This window comes from Mucilaginibacter sp. L3T2-6 (genome assembly GCF_030519355.1).
Classification (GTDB): Bacteria; Bacteroidota; Bacteroidia; order Sphingobacteriales; family Sphingobacteriaceae; genus Mucilaginibacter.
Map to the genome: position 1 here is coordinate 170,087 of NZ_JAUMKC010000001.1, position 19,447 is coordinate 189,533.

Below are 19,447 nucleotides of genomic sequence, written 5' to 3' on the forward strand. Positions count from 1 at the left end.
AAGCTGACACAGCTTTTTATATATTGACGGCTAAAACACTGATTTGTTACAGCTTTGCGCCAGGAAAACGCCAGTTTAAACTAAAGACTAACTTAAGCTTGTTCCTGATCCTCCGGCTTTATTAATTTTACTGACTTTCTCCTATATTTACCTGAAATGATTATCGTTATCCAATGTACCGACAGGGCCGGGCTGGTGGCATCTGTTTCGGCCATATTAGCAAAAAACCTTTTCAATATCGTTTCGTTGCGCGAGCATGTAGACCAGGCCGACAACCTGTTCTTTATGCGCCTGGAGGTTACGAAAGGGGAGAACGAGGATACACTTGAAAAACAGCTGCGAAAGATATTGCCGGACAATGCCACTATCCTTATCAACCCGCTGCCTGACAAGAAAGTGGTGGTTATGGTGACAAAAGAATACCATTGCCTGGCTGATATACTCATCCGTAATTATTTTGGAACATTAGGAGCTACGGTGCAGTGCGTAATTGGCAACCATAATGTATTGGAGGATATTTGCAGACGTTTTGATATGCCTTTTTATGGCATTTCGCATGAAGGTATCAGTAAGCCGGAATTTGAAGAAAAAATTGCCGGGACCATAGACCAGTACAGGCCTGACTACATTGTACTGGCTAAATTCATGAGGATACTCTCGCCGATGCTGGTTGCCAGGTTTCCTAACCGGGTAATTAACATCCATCATTCGTTTTTACCTGCATTTATTGGGGCCAATCCTTACCGGCAGGCGTATGAACGTGGTGTTAAACTGATAGGCGCCACGGCGCATTTTGTGTCTAATGAATTAGACGAAGGCCCCATCATTGCGCAGCAAATCATCCCGGTTACACATTCATTTACGGCGGCAGACATGGTGAAGGCCGGTAAGGAGATTGAAACATCGGTATTAGCCAGGGCGCTGAAGCTGGTTTTTGAGGATAGGGTATTTGTATATCACAACAAAACGGTAGTGTTTGAATAAATATTCGCATCGCCATTTGATGCAGGGCGATGCCCTGCGCTGATGGAGTGCTCCCTTTCAAAGAAAGAAATTTAGATAGAATGAATTAAATACCCCGAAGGAGTTACATAAGTCAGCGATGGGCAACACCCATCGTGAAAACGCAATACATAAAACCATGGACCTCAACACCCGCCGTCAATTTGTAAAAACCGCCGCTGCTGGCCTTAGCCTGCTAACCCTGCCCGATCTGTTAACCGCCAAACCGGCACAAGGGACCGCAAAAAAGAAAATTGTCTGTGTGGGCGGACATCCGGATGATCCCGAAAGCGGCTGCGGGGGAACACTGGCAAAACTGGCGGCGATGGGCCACAAGGTTACTATCATTTACCTCACTACAGGTGAGGCAGGTATCCCCGGCAAAAGCCACGACGAAGCCGCGGCTATCCGTAAGCAGGAAGCACTGAACGCCTGCAAAATATTGAATGCTAAGCCTGTTTTCGCGGGACAGACCGACGGCAGTACTGTAGCAGATAACGCCGCCCTTGAGCACCTTCAAAAGCTGGTGGCTGCCGAAAAGCCCGATGTGGTATTTACCCATTGGCCGGCTGATGCTCATAAGGATCACCAGGTAGCCAGCCTGCTTACCATACAAACATGGGTACGTTCTTCCGGTAAATTCAGCCTCTATTTTTTCGAGGTATGCACGGGTGAACAGACGCTGATCTTTATGCCGACAGATTATGTAGATTCGGAAACCCAGGAGCAAAAAAGAAAATCGGTTTACTGCCATACCAGCCAGGACCCTCCCGGAATTTATGCCTGCGGTCATGCCGCCATGGAAGATTTCCGCGGAAGAGAAGCCGGTGTAAAAGCCGCCGAAGGCTTTGTGCGAATGACCGGCAAAGGCATGGGAACTATTGCTTTGTAATATTCCTATCACATTAACTATATATATAGTTTTAATAAAAGCGTTTGGTTATGTTAGCGTTCGATATGCTAAACAGTTAACCTTACCTTTTAATGCGGAAATTACTTTTACTACCCCTGTTGATTGTTCTGGCGGTTGCGGCTAAGTCCCAAAACCGCGGCACTATCAGAGCCACCGTTATTGATTCGGTAAGCCGTCAGCCGGTACAGTTGGCCACTGTCTCATTACTGAAGCTGAGCGATACTTCGCTTGTCTCCTATACTGTTACTGATAAGAACGGGACCTTCGTTCTTCATAACATCAAACAGGAGCCATCCCGTCTGCTGATATCGCATGTCGGCTATCGCGGGCTGCATCTAAAAATTGATTTTAAAAATGGAGAATTGATTAATCTGGGCAATTTGTATCTGTCCTCGAGGATGCTGCAAGAGGTTGTTGTAAAAGGCGAACGTGTACCGGTAATTATGAGGAAAGACACGCTGGAATTCGACGCGCTGGCTTTTAAAACGCGGCCCAATGCCATGGTAAGAGATTTGCTTATGAAGCTTCCGGGGGTGCAGATAAACCGCGACGGCATTACCGTAAATGGTAAAGCGGTATCGAAAATAAAAGTGAACGGGCGTAGTTTTTTTGTTAATGATCCGTCCATTGCTACCGACAACCTTCCCGCCGAACTCATTTCAAAGGTACAGGTTTATGATGACCGCGATGACGACCCCGACCACATAACACCCTCATACCAGGTAAAAAAGATCATCAACCTAAAGTTTAAGAATAAATTTCTGAAGGGTGTATTGAGCTCGCTGGGTGCAGGCGGTGGTACGCAGGATAGGTATGTTGCCTCAGGCTTTGCCGCAAAATTCAGTAACGACGTACAAATATCCGGCAAGCTGGATGCCGATAACCTGAGCGGAACGCAGCTCTTCTTTGGCAATAATGGGGGCTTTGCGCCAGTATCATACAGTAACAACGGCATTAAAAAAGGCGTGAAAGGTAATTTCGATATAGATAAGGACTTGAGCAAAAAACTGCATCTGCACTCCGAATATCGTTTTGATAACACCCGGATCGATAATGGCACTCAAACTAAAACGCAGCAAAACATACGCGATACTATTTTTACCGCGCTCAACAGCAATACCTCATATCATAAGCAGCATAACCAAAAGCTCTACAGCCAGCTTGAGTGGAAGCCCGACTCATTGACCGAAATAAAATGGGTACCCAATATCGAGTATAACTATAACGGCAGCAAGAGCACCAGCCTTGGCAGAAATTCTAACAATTTTGTGCCCTTATTAAATACGACGCTTGCCGGCGATGATGGGCATATTTCGGAGTTTACCTACGATCATAATTTCAACTATCACCGTAAACTCAATAAAAAAGGCTTGTCACTCAATATCGGTAACAGCATCAGCGTACATCCCCAGCATAGTATAGACTTTAACGCTAACGATCTGATGTCATATGTGATCGGCTTCCCATCGGATACGCTGCGGCGGTCTATTAAAAATGTCAATAACGATGTTTCAGAAGTGGTGAGCGCCGGCCTTCATGATCCGTTCACGAAAAAAGTGTCTTTCGATATTGGAATAATTGCCCTGCACGACCGTAACAAGGGGGAGTTGCTGACTTATGATGAGGATTTTAAGACCGGCCTTTATACAATATTTGTACAAAGCCAAAGCAATACCCTTACGCGCAACTTGTGGGGCGAGAGTCTGAACCCGCAATTCACTGTAAATTTTACCGAGGATATATCGATAAAAGCTGGCGTAAATATGCTCACACAACAGATTGGTAATGATTTTGGTGTGGGTTTACCCCAACTGAACCAAAATTTTTTCTATTTGTTCCCAACCGCCGAGATTCATATCAGGGCGTTTACCTTCGGATATAATAAGGCCGTACAGCAGCCGTCCATCAGCAGTTTGCAACCAATTACTGTAATTTATGATCCGTTGCATAAATTCATTGGTAATCCAAACTTAAAGCCGGTCAAAATCGACAATTTTTCTTTATCATTCCAGCATAATAAATATCAGGCAGGTTTTAACCTGAATGCCGGCGCAGAATTTTCTATCGCTCAAAATACCATAATTAACCAGCAGATTGTGAATGCGGTGGGCGGCACAGTTACTACACCTGTAAATGGTGAGGGCAGTAAAAAGCTCGCTTTGCATTCATCGTTTTATAAAAGTTTCAAAAGACAGGGCAAATGGGACTTTGGCATCGACGGCACAGGTTCCGTCATCTACGGGAATAATTATTTCTTGGTAAACGGGCAGCCTGGCTTCCAGAATACCACACAACTATTAATGAGAGCGGGTATGTATGCGGATTGGAATAAGATGGTGTCAATAAGGCCCTATTACGATGTTGACTATGCTGTAACTAATTATAAGGATGTGAACTATCCGCATACAAGTTATACAACACACACGGCAACTCTGCAGCTTAACGTAACCGAGGTCAAACATTTTTCATGGAAAACCGAATATACATTCCATTATGTGCCGCTTGCACCGGCGGGCTTTCAGCGCACCGCTAATTTGCTGAACATGACACTTAGCCGCCGGATTCAAAAGGACAAAGCTGAAATAGGCATCACCTGCTACGACCTGCTGAACCAGAATGTTAGCCAGGTACATTATGTAAGCCTTAACACCATAACCGATGTTCAAAACCAGATATTAAAACGGTATTTAATGTTTACATATACTTATCATTTTAGCAGGTTTAAGTAGCCTGTTTTGTAAAATATCCACGACGAACTTATTTTAATTGTCAATAGAACACTTTACATGGTATCTTTAGCCTGCCAATTATACGCTATGCTAAATCAAGTTAAAAATATTTTCCGCATTGCAGTGTTGCTTGCTTTATTACCCACTGGCAATGCCGCCGCCCAGGCCCGCCGATTTAAACCTAAGCCGCCGGGAGTGCCCTCGGAACTTCAGGTAACGCCTTACAAAACTACCATGATTGCCAACGGCAAGGATGAAACCCTGATAACCGTAAAAGTGATTGACAGCAAGGGCGATGTTTTACCAAAAGCCGGATTGCCCGTCACCTTTAAAGTTACGGGTGATGCTTCGATAGTGCGTGTTACCAGCGACAAGCCAAACATACAGCAAATTGCACTAAACAAACTTACAGACAGTACAAGCTCAGTAAAATTCACCGGAAGCTGCCGGGTGATATTTCGTGCAGGGCGCACCCTCGGTCATATCAAATTTGAAGCAAAAGCCGACAGCGTGTTCCCCGGGGCCACCGAGATACATACCGTGCAGCCGGGTATTGCGCATGCTATAACTGCTGAAAAATATGTACCGCAAAAAGTAAAAGGGAAAATTTTAGGCGCTGACATTTCTTTTTTACCTGAATTGGAAAGCCGGGGAGCGAAATTCTCCGATAACGGAAAACCGGGTGACGCTATCCAAATCATGAAGGGCCACGGATTTAACTATATCCGCCTGCGCATATTCAATGCACCCGCCAACCCGAAAGGTTATTCGCCGGATAAAGGCTTTTGCGACCTGGAGCACACCAAACAGATGGCCAAACGCATAAAAGCTGCCGGCATGAAATTTCTGCTCGATTTTCATTACAGCGACTACTGGGCCGACCCGCAGCAGCAAAACAAACCCGCTGCCTGGGTAGGACAGGATTTCGCTACTCTTAAGAAATCTTTGTATACTTATACCGCTGATGTAATGCAGCAATTAAAAGCCCAGGGCACGGCGCCTGATATGGTGCAGGTGGGGAATGAAATTAATCATGGAATTGTTTGGCCCGATGCTGCCATCAACAATCTCGATAGTCTGGCGCAGTTACTGTATCAGGGCTTTAAAGCTGTAAAGGCAGTGAGTCCGCAAACCGCCGTAATGCTGCACATTGCTTTAGGCGGTCAGAATGATGAATCGCGGTTTTTCCTCGATAATATGCAAAAGCGTAATGTGCCTTTTGATGTAATTGGCTTATCATACTACCCTAAATGGCACGGTACACTTACCGACCTTAAAAACAACATGGCCGACCTCGCCAGGCGCTATCACAAACAGGTAATGGTGGCGGAATATTCGCAATTAAAGAAAGAAGTAAACGATATTGCCTTTACCGCCCCTGGCGACAAGGCTTTAGGCAGCTTTATCTGGGAGCCGCTCAGCACCTGGGAAAGCATATTTGATAAAGACGGCAATGCAAACCAATACATGAATGTTTACCCGGATATTGCGAAGAAATATCTGCATTAATGTACGGTTATGCCATAAAGTCGATGGACGGGACTTGCTGCCCTATACATCCATGCTTCCTGACTCCAGGGGAGTCAAATATTGGCAGAAAAAATAACAACCCCGTGACACGTGCTGTGGGTACGAAACATCACGTGTTTATTCCCTTCATCATTCGATATTTTTATTCCTTAAAAGCCTGGCTTAATGACATTGACCCACGGCACGCTAAAATCTTACTATTTTGTATCTGCCAATATTTTTCCCTTACAGGGTATTTAATCTCAATAATCAGGCTGACGATTATTCCAACAAAAAAACCCTGCTGGTTGTGGCAGGGCTTTTTATTAACTAATTGTGATGGTGTGTTATTTCGCGCGCATAAGCGTAGCATGCATTTTAAAACCCTGGTAATCTATATCCATACCCACTGAATCGGCTTCAGGATAGAATTTATTGGTGGTTTTTACATCAACGCCGTTTACATCAATGTTGAAAGAAAAATCGTTGCCGGCGATTTTGCCGTTGGTAATATCGGTTTTACCGTTCTGCCCTTCGCCAAAGCCGGTAAGCTTATCGCCGTCAACAGTAAAAGTATAATTTAAAGGGTAATCGTTTCCGTCCGGAGCATGCAGGGTGCCTGTCCACTTACCTGTTAGGTCGGCAAAAAAGGCAAAGGCTGCAATAACGCACAATAGTAGCGCAGTTGTGATAAACGTCTTTTTCATGGTTTAGTTATTTGAGTTGTGTTTTATGTCGGGAGCCTTGGCTCGGCCCTTTATTTATCCTTCTTAACTATAAAATGTGCTTTAGGTCCCCCAAAGTCAATATCCATTGCTAATGAATCAGCATAAATTTTACCCGTGTGAGGGTAATCGGTTCCGGATACATTCACCTTGAACGAAAACTTATCACCGTCAATTTTGCCGTCGTCAACAGTAACAGAACCGGCCGGCGATTCAGCAGTGCCGGTAAGCTTGTCGCCATCAACCTTGAAATCATAGCTTACAGCAATTTCCTGCCCATCAGGAGTAGTAAGTGTGCCCGACCATTTGCCGCTGATGTCGGCAATGATAGCAAAGCAAACCATAAAACAGCATATTAATGCCGTGGTAGTAAAGATCTTCTTTTTCATAATTCAGTTTTTTGTAAGACGCTTTAGTAATATAACTGTTACAATGCAGGCATAAAATACCATTGTTCCATCAATGAGAATTACGCCTCTTTAAAATTAATGTTATTTATCAATAAGGCGTAGGGCTTAATAAAAATATTTTGTGAAAGTGAAAGTTTTTCTGAAATGATGATCAAAGGGAGCGTATCGCATACGCCTCGTCGTCATCATGAACATGTCTTGTGTATACGTGTTGCAAAAGGGCGTATGCGATACGCCTCTGCAAAACGACCTGTAAATTTGTTGGCCGAAGCCTTTATTTTTCCTTTAACAGCGTTACATGCGATTTTGCATCGCCCAGGCTCAGATCAACACCAACCGAATCGCCGTAAAATCTGCCTTTGTGTTCTATTTCCATCTTGTTAACCACAACTACAAAGGAAAAATCTTTCCCGGTTACCTGGCCGTCATCAATCGGCATATCGCCTTTCGGAGTCTTGGCGGTGCCGGTCAGCTTATCACCGTCAATTTTAAAATTGTATAGCAGCGGGTATTCATCACCCTGGTCGGTTTTTAAAATACCTGTCCATTTGCCATTCATGCCTTCAATGGTGGCAAAACCGGTAAAAAAGCAGCACATTAACAAAGCAGTAAAAATTAGTTTCCTGGTCTTCATAGCTTTAATTTTTGTTTCGATGTTTCATTTAAAGAGCTTAATTTATAGCGGCAAAAGTAGGATCGGCATTGAACGTTATCGTGAAGTATGTGTTAACTTTAAATAGACTGACTTATTCTTGTTGATAATTTATTAACATCTCCACATTTGATTATTTTGCGATAAACCGAATTATTATGCTCTCACTACGGTTATTAATACCAGTTTATGTGCATTTTGACATTATCCTATCCTTATTGAATAAAATAGAAAGGATAATAAGTTAATATATTGCTATAATCAGCTAAAAAACATCCAATAAAAAAATACGGAACCCGTAATTTTGATTTTCGTAAGTTTGTTGCAGACGGCGTGTTTTTGAGCCGGTTAAACTACATCAGCATGAAAAAACTATTACTGCTTATCTGCCTGGCTGCGGCATTCATTTTTAATGCTTCAGCACAGGAAATTGCTATCGACAAAGGATGGAAATTCTCTATTGGTGATTCGATGGACTGGGCTGCACCCGGTTTTGATGACAGCAACTGGAAACCAATCGACCTGGCTCATGACTGGGAAGCGCAGGGTTATAAAGGCGTTGACGGCTTCGGCTGGTATCGGCTGCATTTAAATATTCCGTCATCATTAAAACAAAAATCATTTTTAAAAGATAGCCTGCGTTTAGTTTTAAACGACGTTGATGATAACGACGAAGTTTACCTTAATGGCCAGCTGATAGCTAAATACGGCGGTCAAAAAGGTACTATAAAAGACGGTAATTACGGCCCGCGCAGGTATACCATTGCTGCAAATAACCCCGCTATACATTGGGATAAAGACAATGTGCTGGCGATACGTATATTCGATACCGGCGGCGCCGGGGGCATGTATGGCAATAAATTTACACTCAGCATGGCCGGTTTGATGGACCCGGTTGTGATCAATACTGACGCGGCATTTGCATTCGGCGAAAACAACAGCTTAAGCAAAACCATAAAGCTGATGGCCAACAGTAATTATAATTATAAAGGTAAGCTGGCCTTTAAGGTAACCGACCCGGAAAATGGTTCGGTACTATACCAAAAGATCAACCAGGTGGATTTCACGGCTCACAAACCGTTTAATTACACGTTCACCATAGCACGGCTCGAAAAAAAATCGTATGTAGTAAGCTATACTTTTACGGAAGAAAAGTCGGGCGAATCAGTAACTAAGACCGACGGCACACCATACATATTAACCCCATACCCCAGCGCCAAACCGAAGATTAACGGCGCTGATGTTTATGGTGCAAGACCGGGTAACCCGTTTTTATACTTAATACCTGCCAGCGGTCAAAAACCATTAACGTATGCAGCCGACGGCTTACCTGAAGGGTTAAAGCTGGATGCCGCTACAGGCATTATTTCAGGCGTTGTAAGCCAGGCCGGAGATTACCCGGTAACACTTACAGTTAAAAATAGCCTGGGCACAAAATCAAAAAAACTGACTATAAAAATCGGCGATTTAATAGGCCTTACGCCCGCTTTGGGCTGGAACAGCTGGAATGCGTTTGGATTGAGTGTGAACGATGAAAGGGTACGTGTGGCAGCCAAAACCATGATTGAAAAGCTGAGTGCCCATGGGTGGAATTATATTAATATTGATGATGGATGGGAAGCTGAAAAGCGTGCAGAAAACGGTCAGATAGTGACTAACCAAAAGTTCCCGGATATGAAGGCGACGACGGATTTTGTACATAGCCTTGGCTTAAAGATGGGGATTTATTCTTCGCCCGGCCCGCGTACTTGCGGCGGGTACCTTGGCAGCTGGCAGCATGAGGAGCAGGATGCAAAATCATACGGCGACTGGGGTATTGATTATTTAAAATACGACTGGTGTTCATACAGCGAAGTGACAGCCAAAAACCCTACCCTCGACGACATGAAAAAACCTTACCAGGTAATGCGCGCAGCACTAAACAAGGTTCCGCGCGATATTATGTTTAGTTTTTGCCAGTATGGTATGGGCGAGGTCTGGAAATGGGGCGCCGAGGTAGGCGGTAACAGCTGGCGGTCAACCGGTGACATTACTGACACCTGGGAAAGCATGAGCACCATTGGCTTTAACCAGGTTGCCGATGCGCCATACGCGCAGCCCGGCCACTTTAACGACCCTGATATGCTGGTAGTGGGTAAAGTGGGCTGGGGGGATAACCAGCACAACACGCGACTTACCCCTGATGAGCAGTACACCCATATAAGCCTTTGGTGCCTGATTTCGTCGCCGCTGCTCATTGGCTGCGATATGGGTAAACTGGACAGGTTTACATTAAACCTGCTGACCAATGACGAAGTGCTGGCTATTGACCAGGATGCCCTGGGCAAAGGTGCTCGCCAGGCTGCCAAAACAGCCGATTACCAAATATGGGTAAAAGAAATGGCCGATGGCGGCAAAGCGGTAGGACTGTTCAATACGTCAGACAAGTATCAAACGATCACCCTCAACCGCGACGATGAAGATTTTAAAGGGCTAACCAAAATACGCGACGTATGGCAGCAGAAGTACATCATCAGCAGCGGCAGCACCTACTCGGCAAAAGTAGCGCCGCACGGGGTGATGCTGGTGAGGTTGAGCAGATAACAGCCCCGCCCAAACCCTCCCCTAAAGGGAGAGGGCTTTAAAAAGTAATTAATAGAGTAGTAACATAAATATTAACAATTTAATCAAGTCTCCTCCCTTTAGGGGGAGATTTAGAGGGGGCAACATGAGCGTAATCTGGAAAGGGGTATTCCCGGCGGTAACCACAAAATTCAACGATAATGATGAAATGGATTTTGCCGCATTTGATAAAAATATCGAATCGCAGCTGGAAGCCGGCGCAAAGGGCATTATCATCGGCGGCTCGCTTGGCGAGGCAAGCGTTTTAACCGACGAGGAAAAAATTGAGCTGTTGAAGCAGACCGTAAAAACGGTAAATAAGCGCGCGTACGTAATATTGAACATTGCCGAGCAAACTACCAGGGCAGCCTTAAAATGTGCCGAAAACGCCCTGAAATATGGCGCCGATGGCTTAATGATGTTGCCGCCGTTGCGCTACAAAGCAGATGAGCGCGAAACATTGGAATATTTCGCAACAGTTGCCAGGAGTACCCCGCTGCCAATCATGATTTATAATAACCCCTATGATTATAAGATCGAGGTGACATTGGACATGTTTGAAGAACTGGCTCAATACGAAAACATCCAGGCGGTGAAGGAGTCCACCCGTGACGTGAGCAATGTAACAAGGATGATAAACCGTTTCGGCGATCGCTTTAAACTTTTGTGCGGTGTAGATACCTTAGCATTGGAAAGCTTGTTTATGGGCGCCGACGGCTGGGTCGCCGGTTTGGTTGACGCCTTTCCACGCGAAACAGTTGCGATCTTTAACCTGGCGAAACAGGGCCGTCACCAGGAAGCGTTGGCTATTTACCGCTGGTTTTTACCGGTATTGGAATTGGATATTCACCCCAAGCTGGTTCAGTATATAAAGTTGGCCGAAAAACAAACCGGCCTGGGTACTGAAACCGTTCGCGCACCGCGTTTACCATTGGTTGGCGATGAACGCAAACGCATCCTGGCTATCATTGATAAGGCCATTGCGAATCGCCCGGAGTTGCCAGTGGGTAGCTGGGGCGTAGAAGCAGAGGTGGATGTGACCGGGGTGAGTTAAAAACTCACCGGCTTTAACAAAATTTGTCATTGCAAGGAACGAGGCGACCTCGTCACCATGCTTAACAGATATGCATGACGACTATGCAAATGACGAAGTTGCTTCGTCGTTCCTCCTTACAGCAATGACAATTTTTTCTACTTATAATACATTATTATGGAAACAAGAAACTTAATAGGCAATAGCTACAGGCCCGGAAACGGAAATAAATTTAAAGCGGTCGATCCTGCGCATGGCGTTGATTTGCCCGGCGAGTTTTATGCAGCCAGCGTAGCTGAAGCTAACAACGCAATGGATTTAGCCGATAAAGCCTTTACTGCTTATCGTAATATCGGCCCTAAAAAGAAAGCAGCGTTTTTACGCAGCATTGCTGATGAAATAATCGCTATAGGCGACGCGCTTTTAGAGCGTGCGTCTGCAGAAAGCGGCTTGCCGGTCCCCCGTTTACAGGGCGAGCGTGCCCGTACCACTAATCAGCTTAAAATGTTTGCCGATTTACTGGAGGAAGGTTCGTGGGTGGAAGCAATAATCGATACAGCGATTCCTGACAGGCAACCCTTGCCGCGTCTGGATATCCGTAAAATGATGGTGCCGCTGGGTCCGGCGGTAGTATTTGGTGCAAGTAATTTTCCGCTGGCGTTTTCCGTTGCAGGGGGCGATACGGCCGCGGCATTGGCTGCCGGTTGCCCGGTAGTGGTTAAGGCCCATCCGGCCCATCCCGGTACAAGTGCGTTGGTTGCTGAAGCAATCAGGAAGGCTGCGGAAGCGACTGCTATGCCCGAAGGTGTTTTTTCGATATTGTACGATGATGGCTATGCCATTGGCGAAACATTGGTAAAACATCCCAAAACCAAAATAGTAACCTTTACAGGCTCGCTTAAGGGGGGGATGGCTTTGGTGAAAATCTCCCGTGAGCGTGATGAGCCTATCCCGGTTTTTGCTGAAATGGGCAGCATTAATCCGCTGATATTATTGCCGGGGGCATTGAAAAATCGTCCTGCAGAACTGGCAAAATTGGCCGGCCCGATAACCAATAACGCCGGGCAGTTTTGTACGCAACCGGGTTTATTGATCACCATAAACGGCGAAGGTTTGGCAGAGTTTAAAACTGCGCTTGCCGGCGAAATTAAAGAAATTATGTCGTCAACTATGCTCACGCCAGGTATCTGCGCTAACTTCAACAAATTAGCCGGCAATATGCTGGCTGAAGATGCAGTTAAAATTATCGCAAAATCAGAAAAGGTTGACACCACCAAAAACAACCAGGGTGTGCCCCTAGTAACGGAAATCAGTGCAGCTGAATTCCTGTTGGATGAGAAATTTAAGGAGGAAGTTTTCGGCCCGTATTCTATGCTGATTGTTGCCGAAAACCGCGGGGAGTTGGAGCAGGTAGTAAACTCGCTGCATGGACAGCTTACCGCAAGCATTTATGCAGATGGCGATGAATTGGCCGGATATAAAAACGTCACCGATAAACTGGCCGATATTGCAGGCAGGGTAATTCTAAACGGTCCGCCCACAGGGGTTGAGGTTGGTAATGCAATCCAGCATGGCGGTCCTTTCCCGGCAACATCCGACAGCCGGTTTACATCGGTGGGCACCTCATCCATCAAAAGGTTTGTGCGCCCGGTATGCTGGCAAAACTGGAGCGAAGACTTGCTGCCCGACGAGTTAAAAACCAGCAACCCGCTGAATATTTGGCGGTTGTTTAATAATGAATGGAAAAAATAGTCCGAAGGCTTTAGTCGTTAGTCAATAGCGATTTCAGACTCAAGACTTAAGACTCCCGACTTAAGACTAATAATGAATAAGACATTCTTCTGCATTGATGCTCACACGTGCGGTAACCCGGTAAGGTTGGTGGCTGGTGGCGGCCCTAATTTGCAGGGCGACAATATGAGCGAGAAGCGCCAGCACTTTTTAAAGGAATACGACTGGATACGCAAAGGCCTGATGTTTGAGCCGAGGGGCCATGATATGATGTCGGGGAGTATTTTATACCCGCCGCACGACCCCGCCAACGATGTTGCGGTATTATTTATCGAAACCAGCGGCTGCCTGCCTATGTGCGGTCACGGCACTATTGGTACTATTACGATTGCAGTTGAGGAAGGCTTGATCGTACCAAAAACACCTGGAATTATTCGTATGGAAGCGCCTGCTGGCTTGGTGTTGATTGAATACAAACAGGAAGGCAATAAAGTAAAGTCAGTAAAACTAACCAACGTTGCTTCATACCTTGCCGCCGAAAACCTTGAAGTTGAATGCCCGGATTTAGGCATGCTTACTGTTGACGTAAGCTACGGCGGCAATTACTACGCGATAGTCGACCCGCAGGCAAACTTTAGCGGCCTGGAAAGCTATACTGCTGACCAGCTGATATCGTGGAGCAGGGTATTACGCAAGCGGATAAACGAAAAATACACATTCGTACATCCGCAAAACCCGACCATCAATGGCTGTTCGCATATCCTTTGGGGCGGTAAAACCCTTTCGCCTGATGCTACTGCCCGTAATGCCGTATTTTATGGCGATAAAGCGATTGACCGCTCACCCTGCGGCACCGGTACCTCGGCCCGCATGGCGCAATGGCACGCTAAAGGCAAGCTGAAAAAAGGCGATAAGTTTATACACGAAAGCATTATCGGCAGCCAATTTACCGGCACTGTTGAAGACGAAGTAATGATAGGGGATAAACCGGCAATAATTCCCGGCATCGAAGGCTGGGCCAAGGTGTATGGCTATAACACCATCAAAATTGATGACGATGACCCCTACGCGTTTGGGTTCCAGGTGATATAGTTGAAGATAATTTAAAAAACTTTGTCATTGCCAGGGATGAAGCAATTTTGTCGTCATCCATAGCAAGCACGCATAACGGGCAAGTAGGTCGACGAGGTTGCCGCGCTCCAATGACAAGAGCGGCTATGGATAATGGAAACTTTGTCATTGCGAGGAACGAAGCAATCTCTTCGCTATACATAGCAAACATGCATAGCGGGCAAGTATGTCGACGAGGTTGCCGCGCTCGTTCCTCGCTCGCAATGACAAGTGGGTGAGTTTATATTGAAATAGAATAAAAAACAAACTTTGTCATTGCGAGAAACGAAGCAATCTCGTCGTCATCCATAGCAAGCACGCATAACAGGCAGGCAAATCGACGAGGTTGCCGCGCTCGTTCCTCGCTCGCAATGACAAGACGGGCTATGGATAAAGGAAACTTTGTCATTGCGAGGAACGAAGCAATCTCGTCGTCATCCATAGCAAGCACGCATAACAGGCAGGTAAAGCGACGAGGTTGCCGCGCTCGTTCCTCGCTCGCAATGACAAAATGAACTAACCGAATAATATTTAAACATGCCATCTCTTAAGAAACATGATTATTGCACTTACATTTTAACAAATAGGGCTAATACTGTTTTTTATATAGGGGTAACCAGTGATTTAACCGGAAGGATCTGGCAACATAAAAACAAAACTTTTGACGGATTTACATCAAGGTACAATTTGAATAAATTAGTTTATTATGAAGAATATCAATGGATACATGATGCGATTGTACGCGAAAAACAATTGAAAGGTGGTTCGAGGCAAAAAAAGATAGATTTGATTGTGTCTACAAATCCTAGTTGGCTGGATTTGAGTGATGATTGGTATGATTAATAAGACAAACTAAAAAACTTTGTCATTGCGAGGAACGAAGCAATCTCTTCGCTATGCATAGCAAGCACGCACAACGGGCAGGCAAATCGACGAGTTTGCCGCGCTCGTTCCTCGCTCGCAATGACAAGTGGGTGAGTTTACTTGAAATAGAATAAAAAAACAAACTTTGTCATTGCGAGGAACGAAGCAATCTCTTCGTTATGCATAGCAAACATGCATAGCGGGCAATTATGTCGATGAGGTTGCCTCGCTCCAATGACAAGAGGGGCTATGGATAAAGGGAACTTTGTCATTGCGAGGAACGAAGCAATCTCGTCGCTATGCATAGCAAACATGCATAACGGGCAAGCAAATCGACGAGGTTGCCGCGCTCGTTCCTCGCTCGCAATGACAAGAGGGGCTATGGATAAAACAACCTTTGTCATTGCGAGGAACGAAGCAATCTCTTCGCTATGCATAGCAAACATGCATAAATGGGTAAGCAAATCGACGAGATTGCCGCACTCGTTCCTCGCTCGCAATGACAAAAGGGTGAGTTTACTTGAAATGGAATAAAAAAACAAACTTTGTCATTGCGAGGAACGAAGCAATCTCGTCGATACGCGTTTCTAAAATGCAAATCGGCTATGCACGATGATGAGGTTGCCGCACTCGTTCCTCGCTCGCAACGACAAAATGGGTAATGATTGTAAAAGAATATGAGTAAAGCAATAATAATTGGCGGCGGGGTAATAGGGCTGTTCTCAGCGTATTACCTGCACAAATCGGGCTGGGAAGTGGACATCCTTGAACAGGGCGACCTTACCGACAACTGTTCACACGGCAATGCGGGTATGGTTACGCCCAGTCACTTTGTGCCGTTGGCATCGCCAGGCATGATAGAGCAGGGCATCAGGTGGATGTTTGACAGCAAGAGCCCGTTTTACGTAAAGCCATCTTTAAATAAAGACTTGATTGGCTGGGGCTTAAAATTTATGAAGAGCGCCACCAAAAAACACGTGGACCGTTCGGCCGGGGGGCTAAGGGATATCTCGCTATACAGTAGCAAGCTCTATCATGAATTTGAAAAAGATTCAGGTCTAAATTTCGATTTAACAGATAATGGCATCCTGATGCTTTTTAAATCACAAAAGGTTGAGGAAGAAGAACGGCACATGATAGAGCAGGCCACTAACCTTGGCCTTGATGCACAATATTTAACCCCGGAAGAAACACGAAAGCTGCAGCCGGAGATAGAGCTGGATATTTTGGGTGCGGTACATTATCATTGCGATTCGCACATGTCGCCAAATAAGCTGATGAAAGGCCTGGTTAAATACCTGGAAGACGCCGGCGTGCGCATACATCGCCATACAGAGGTTACCCGGATCAATCATGATGGTGGTAAGATAAGCTCGGTAAGCACCAGGGACAAAGACTTTACTGGCGATAAGTATCTTGTCGCCGGAGGCTCATGGTCGCCGGGTATTGCAAAACTTGCCGGTTTGAGCATCCCGTTAATGCCGGGAAAGGGTTACTCGTTTATGGTAAATAATCCCGTTAAAAAGATGACCGTTCCTTCCATTCTTTGCGAGGCGCGCGTAGCCATCACACCAATGAACGGCGGCATTCGCTTTGGCGGCACCATGGAGATCGGCAAGATCAACGATCGTGTAAACATGAACCGTGTACGGGGCATTGTTGAATCGGTTCCGAAATATTTCCCTGAGTTCAAGCTGGCGGTGCCTGATGAAAGGGACGTTTGGTTTGGCTTCAGGCCATGTTCACCGGATGGTTTACCTTACATAGGCGTTACCAAAAAATACGACAACCTGGCTATTGCCACCGGCCACGCTATGATTGGTTTGGGCCTGGCTCCTGCTACGGGTAAGATAATAGCTGATTCGTTTAATGAGCAAAAGCCGGCGATAGAGGCGGGATTATTTGATCCGGACAGGTATAATTAAAATACCCCGCACAAACATAGGATGACATTTTTTAATCAGAGTGTTACTTCAGCAAATCGTCGTATAGCTTGTAATTCTCCTCATCAAAACATACAAAAAGCACTTTCTCAATTTTGTCCGTTTTTGATAGAAATTGCTTTACTGTGTCAACCGCAATTTTTGCCGCCCGCTCTTTAGGAAAGTGATAAATGCCGGTGCTGATATTCGGAAAAGCGATAGTCCTGCAACCATTATCAACGGCTAATTGTAAGGAGTTTTTATAGCAATTGGTCAGTTTTTCATCTTCGTGATATTTACCGTTATTCCAAACCGGGCCAACGGTATGTATCACTTGTTTTGATGGCATTTTGCCTGCGGTAGTTACCACAGCCTCGCCGGTATTGCAGCGGCCCTGACGGGCAACTATCTGGCGGCATTCCTCCAATATAGCTGGCCCGCCTGCACGATGTATGGCCCCGTCAACGCCGCCGCCTCCCATAAGCGAGGTATTCGCCGCGTTTACAATGGCATCAACAGCTAATTTGGTGATGTCGCCTTTGGTAAGTTCTATTTTTGGGGTTGGCATAGGCGGTAATTGTAGTTGAATTGCGATAAGACAATCAACAATTATTCCAATTTCGCACCGAAGCGTTTGAGACATAATCGGTTATTGATATATCCGCCCTTCCGATCTTACTATCAAGGAATACTTTGATGTTTTGTGCTGTTTTTGGCGTTAACTTTAACATCAAACCTTGCTGCCGTTCGTTGTAGATATTTGTTAAGATAATGCGGTCGTTATAAATTGAAATCCCTTTTAACAGCCTGGAATCAATCTGCTCTGGCAAACCCTGCATTTCAATCATATTGCCCTGCACAGCCAGCCAGCCCTTTGGCGATTCATGAAGGCCAAGCCAAATTAACACGCCGCCAAGGGCCAATCCGATTGCAACCTGGTAAATCTCCATGTCGAATGCAAAATGTCCCACCGAAGAAAAAAATAATACTATTAAGCCAAATGCGACCAGGCCCATTTTTGATGATTCGTCATTTTGGGTTGGCAGCATTATAATATCTCTGTGATACCGCATGAAAAATCTCCGGTAAACCCCAGCAGTAATTCCAATGATGCCGAAAATAAGTAAAAACCACGACGAAATACTGTAAATGGCCGAGATGGCAAAAATCCATACCAAGAAGAGCGACACTTCAATAATCGTGCGGATGTCTTTTTTCAATCGGGCGGTCATGTGATGGATTTAATAGCTTAAATATAGCTATTAAAAGCTAAACTCAATCAACCGCTCACCCAATCAACTTAATCACTAAATTTACCAAATGAAAGTACTGCCCTTCACCATTCCTGTTCCGCACGACCATTCCATTATGGTGCAGGAAGAAGTGCTGCCTCATTTTTACACGTACCTGCACCGCCATGCCGAAATACAGATAACCTGGATCCAAAAAGGAGAAGGCACGCTGCTGGCCGGAAACAATATGCATGTTTTTCGCGAAGGCGAAATTTATATGATCGGCGCCAATCTGCCCCATCTGTTCAAAAGCGACCCTGCCTACTTTGAGCCTGAAAGCGATAAAGAGGTAAGGGCGATAACCATTTTTTTTAATCCATCCGGAGCATTATCGGCTCTGTTTGCGATGCCCGAAATGAAATCGGTACTGGCGTTCATCCATCAAAACCCAAGTGGGTTTAAAATTCCGGACGCGATGTATGCTGATATCGTTAAAAAAATTACTACCATACAGCACGCTGCGGGCGCTGAGCAGCTTTACCGTTTTATTGAATTATTGAATGTAATAACCACCGTCCATAATCCGCAGCCGCTATCATCAGGCAGCTATGCTTTCTCCATGACGGATCCTGAAGGCATGCGCATTGCATCCGTATATAACTACATCATGCAAAACTATGCCAGCCCTTTAACACTCGAAGACGTAGCCATACAGGCGCACCTTACGCCAACGGCCTTTTGCCGGTATTTTAAAAAACACACACGGCATACGCTGGTGAATTTTATCAACAAGGTGCGGATAAACGAGGCCTGCAAAATGCTGGTAAACGGCCAGGCCAAAAGCATTGCTACCATCGCCTACAGTTGTGGCTTTAATAGCATCACCAATTTTAATTATGTTTTCAAAAGCATTACCGGTGTATCGCCACGTGATTATATAAGCAGCTATGCGAATACGGTAGAATAGGAGTCCGGAGTCCAAAGTCTTTAGTCCGAAGTCAAAAACTCTTCCCA

16 protein-coding genes are annotated in these 19,447 nt (G+C 45.4%); 11 read left to right on the forward strand and 5 right to left on the reverse strand.

Translation table 11 applies throughout. From position 1 onward, the window contains the following. Nucleotides 1-156 precede the first annotated feature (156 nt). From purU to Q3W13_RS00890, 4 genes are all read left to right on the forward strand, one after another. Nucleotides 157-984 (forward strand): formyltetrahydrofolate deformylase, encoded by an 828-nt coding sequence (gene purU / locus Q3W13_RS00875; RefSeq protein ID WP_302860588.1) that lies wholly within the window; start codon nt 157-159, stop codon nt 982-984. A gap of 157 nt (nt 985-1,141) precedes the next feature. Further along, nucleotides 1,142-1,894 carry a PIG-L deacetylase family protein gene (locus Q3W13_RS00880; RefSeq protein WP_302860590.1) on the forward strand — a complete coding sequence of 251 codons (753 nt, stop codon included), beginning with the start codon at nt 1,142-1,144 and terminating at the stop codon, nt 1,892-1,894. 92 nt (nt 1,895-1,986) lie between these two features. Next, nucleotides 1,987-4,644: an outer membrane beta-barrel protein gene (locus Q3W13_RS00885; RefSeq protein ID WP_302860591.1), complete on the forward strand. Its 2,658-nt coding sequence runs from the start codon at nt 1,987-1,989 to the stop codon at nt 4,642-4,644. Nucleotides 4,645-4,731: 87 nt separating this feature from the next. Further along, nucleotides 4,732-6,153, forward strand: coding sequence for a glycosyl hydrolase 53 family protein (locus Q3W13_RS00890; protein WP_302860594.1), 1,422 nt, complete (start codon nt 4,732-4,734; stop codon nt 6,151-6,153). A gap of 347 nt (nt 6,154-6,500) precedes the next feature. Here the strand turns inward: Q3W13_RS00890 and Q3W13_RS00895 are convergent, their stop codons facing one another. The 3 genes from Q3W13_RS00895 to Q3W13_RS00905 form a co-directional block, all read right to left on the reverse strand. After that, the gene (locus Q3W13_RS00895; RefSeq protein ID WP_302860596.1) at nt 6,501-6,860 is read right to left on the reverse strand and encodes a hypothetical protein; all 360 of its coding nucleotides are present in this window, start codon (nt 6,858-6,860) and stop codon (nt 6,501-6,503) included. Between the two features lie 50 nt (nt 6,861-6,910). Then, nucleotides 6,911-7,267 (reverse strand): hypothetical protein, encoded by a 357-nt coding sequence (locus Q3W13_RS00900; protein WP_302860597.1) that lies wholly within the window; start codon nt 7,265-7,267, stop codon nt 6,911-6,913. A gap of 295 nt (nt 7,268-7,562) precedes the next feature. After that, a complete protein-coding gene (locus tag Q3W13_RS00905) occupies nt 7,563-7,922 on the reverse strand; it encodes a hypothetical protein (RefSeq protein WP_302860599.1) in 360 nt (119 codons plus the stop codon). Between the two features lie 381 nt (nt 7,923-8,303). Here Q3W13_RS00905 and Q3W13_RS00910 point away from each other — a divergent pair, with 381 nt between their 5' ends. The 6 genes from Q3W13_RS00910 (at nt 8,304) to Q3W13_RS00935 (ending at nt 17,204) form a co-directional block, all read left to right on the forward strand. Next, nucleotides 8,304-10,523 (forward strand): putative Ig domain-containing protein, encoded by a 2,220-nt coding sequence (locus tag Q3W13_RS00910; protein ID WP_302860601.1) that lies wholly within the window; start codon nt 8,304-8,306, stop codon nt 10,521-10,523. A gap of 124 nt (nt 10,524-10,647) precedes the next feature. Next, nucleotides 10,648-11,595: a dihydrodipicolinate synthase family protein gene (locus tag Q3W13_RS00915; protein ID WP_302860602.1), complete on the forward strand. Its 948-nt coding sequence runs from the start codon at nt 10,648-10,650 to the stop codon at nt 11,593-11,595. Between the two features lie 156 nt (nt 11,596-11,751). Continuing rightward, a complete protein-coding gene (locus Q3W13_RS00920) occupies nt 11,752-13,326 on the forward strand; it encodes an aldehyde dehydrogenase (NADP(+)) (protein WP_302860603.1) in 1,575 nt (524 codons plus the stop codon). Nucleotides 13,327-13,398: 72 nt separating this feature from the next. Then, complete coding sequence (locus Q3W13_RS00925; RefSeq protein ID WP_302860604.1) at nt 13,399-14,397, forward strand: 4-hydroxyproline epimerase; 999 nt, start codon at nt 13,399-13,401, stop codon at nt 14,395-14,397. Between the two features lie 555 nt (nt 14,398-14,952). Further along, nucleotides 14,953-15,258, forward strand: coding sequence for a GIY-YIG nuclease family protein (locus tag Q3W13_RS00930; protein ID WP_302860606.1), 306 nt, complete (start codon nt 14,953-14,955; stop codon nt 15,256-15,258). A gap of 698 nt (nt 15,259-15,956) precedes the next feature. Further along, a complete protein-coding gene (locus tag Q3W13_RS00935) occupies nt 15,957-17,204 on the forward strand; it encodes an FAD-binding oxidoreductase (protein WP_302860608.1) in 1,248 nt (415 codons plus the stop codon). A 43-nt stretch (nt 17,205-17,247) separates the two neighbouring features. Here Q3W13_RS00935 and Q3W13_RS00940 read toward each other — a convergent pair whose 3' ends face one another. After that, entirely contained in the window at nt 17,248-17,769 is a 522-nt protein-coding gene (locus Q3W13_RS00940; RefSeq protein WP_302860610.1) for an O-acetyl-ADP-ribose deacetylase, read from the reverse strand. A 34-nt stretch (nt 17,770-17,803) separates the two neighbouring features. Further along, nucleotides 17,804-18,433, reverse strand: coding sequence for a hypothetical protein (locus tag Q3W13_RS00945; RefSeq protein ID WP_302860612.1), 630 nt, complete (start codon nt 18,431-18,433; stop codon nt 17,804-17,806). Between the two features lie 88 nt (nt 18,434-18,521). Between Q3W13_RS00945 and Q3W13_RS00950 the strand changes: the two genes are divergently transcribed. After that, nucleotides 18,522-19,400, forward strand: a complete 879-nt coding sequence (locus Q3W13_RS00950) for an AraC family transcriptional regulator (protein ID WP_302860613.1) — start codon at nt 18,522-18,524, stop codon at nt 19,398-19,400. Nucleotides 19,401-19,447 lie beyond the last annotated feature (47 nt).

Coding starts and splice junctions, on each gene's coding strand:
- Q3W13_RS00890 (WP_302860594.1), top strand. CDS start 4,732: ATGCTAAATCAAGTTAAAAATATTTTCCGCATTGCAGTGTTGCTTGCT.
- Q3W13_RS00940 (WP_302860610.1), bottom strand. CDS start 17,769: ATGCCAACCCCAAAAATAGAACTTACCAAAGGCGACATCACCAAATTA.
- Q3W13_RS00915 (WP_302860602.1), top strand. CDS start 10,648: ATGAGCGTAATCTGGAAAGGGGTATTCCCGGCGGTAACCACAAAATTC.
- Q3W13_RS00920 (WP_302860603.1), top strand. CDS start 11,752: ATGGAAACAAGAAACTTAATAGGCAATAGCTACAGGCCCGGAAACGGA.
- Q3W13_RS00880 (WP_302860590.1), top strand. CDS start 1,142: ATGGACCTCAACACCCGCCGTCAATTTGTAAAAACCGCCGCTGCTGGC.
- Q3W13_RS00910 (WP_302860601.1), top strand. CDS start 8,304: ATGAAAAAACTATTACTGCTTATCTGCCTGGCTGCGGCATTCATTTTT.
- purU (WP_302860588.1), top strand. CDS start 157: ATGATTATCGTTATCCAATGTACCGACAGGGCCGGGCTGGTGGCATCT.
- Q3W13_RS00935 (WP_302860608.1), top strand. CDS start 15,957: ATGAGTAAAGCAATAATAATTGGCGGCGGGGTAATAGGGCTGTTCTCA.
- Q3W13_RS00950 (WP_302860613.1), top strand. CDS start 18,522: ATGAAAGTACTGCCCTTCACCATTCCTGTTCCGCACGACCATTCCATT.
- Q3W13_RS00925 (WP_302860604.1), top strand. CDS start 13,399: ATGAATAAGACATTCTTCTGCATTGATGCTCACACGTGCGGTAACCCG.
- Q3W13_RS00930 (WP_302860606.1), top strand. CDS start 14,953: ATGCCATCTCTTAAGAAACATGATTATTGCACTTACATTTTAACAAAT.
- Q3W13_RS00945 (WP_302860612.1), bottom strand. CDS start 18,433: ATGACCGCCCGATTGAAAAAAGACATCCGCACGATTATTGAAGTGTCG.
- Q3W13_RS00895 (WP_302860596.1), bottom strand. CDS start 6,860: ATGAAAAAGACGTTTATCACAACTGCGCTACTATTGTGCGTTATTGCA.
- Q3W13_RS00885 (WP_302860591.1), top strand. CDS start 1,987: ATGCGGAAATTACTTTTACTACCCCTGTTGATTGTTCTGGCGGTTGCG.
- Q3W13_RS00905 (WP_302860599.1), bottom strand. CDS start 7,922: ATGAAGACCAGGAAACTAATTTTTACTGCTTTGTTAATGTGCTGCTTT.
- Q3W13_RS00900 (WP_302860597.1), bottom strand. CDS start 7,267: ATGAAAAAGAAGATCTTTACTACCACGGCATTAATATGCTGTTTTATG.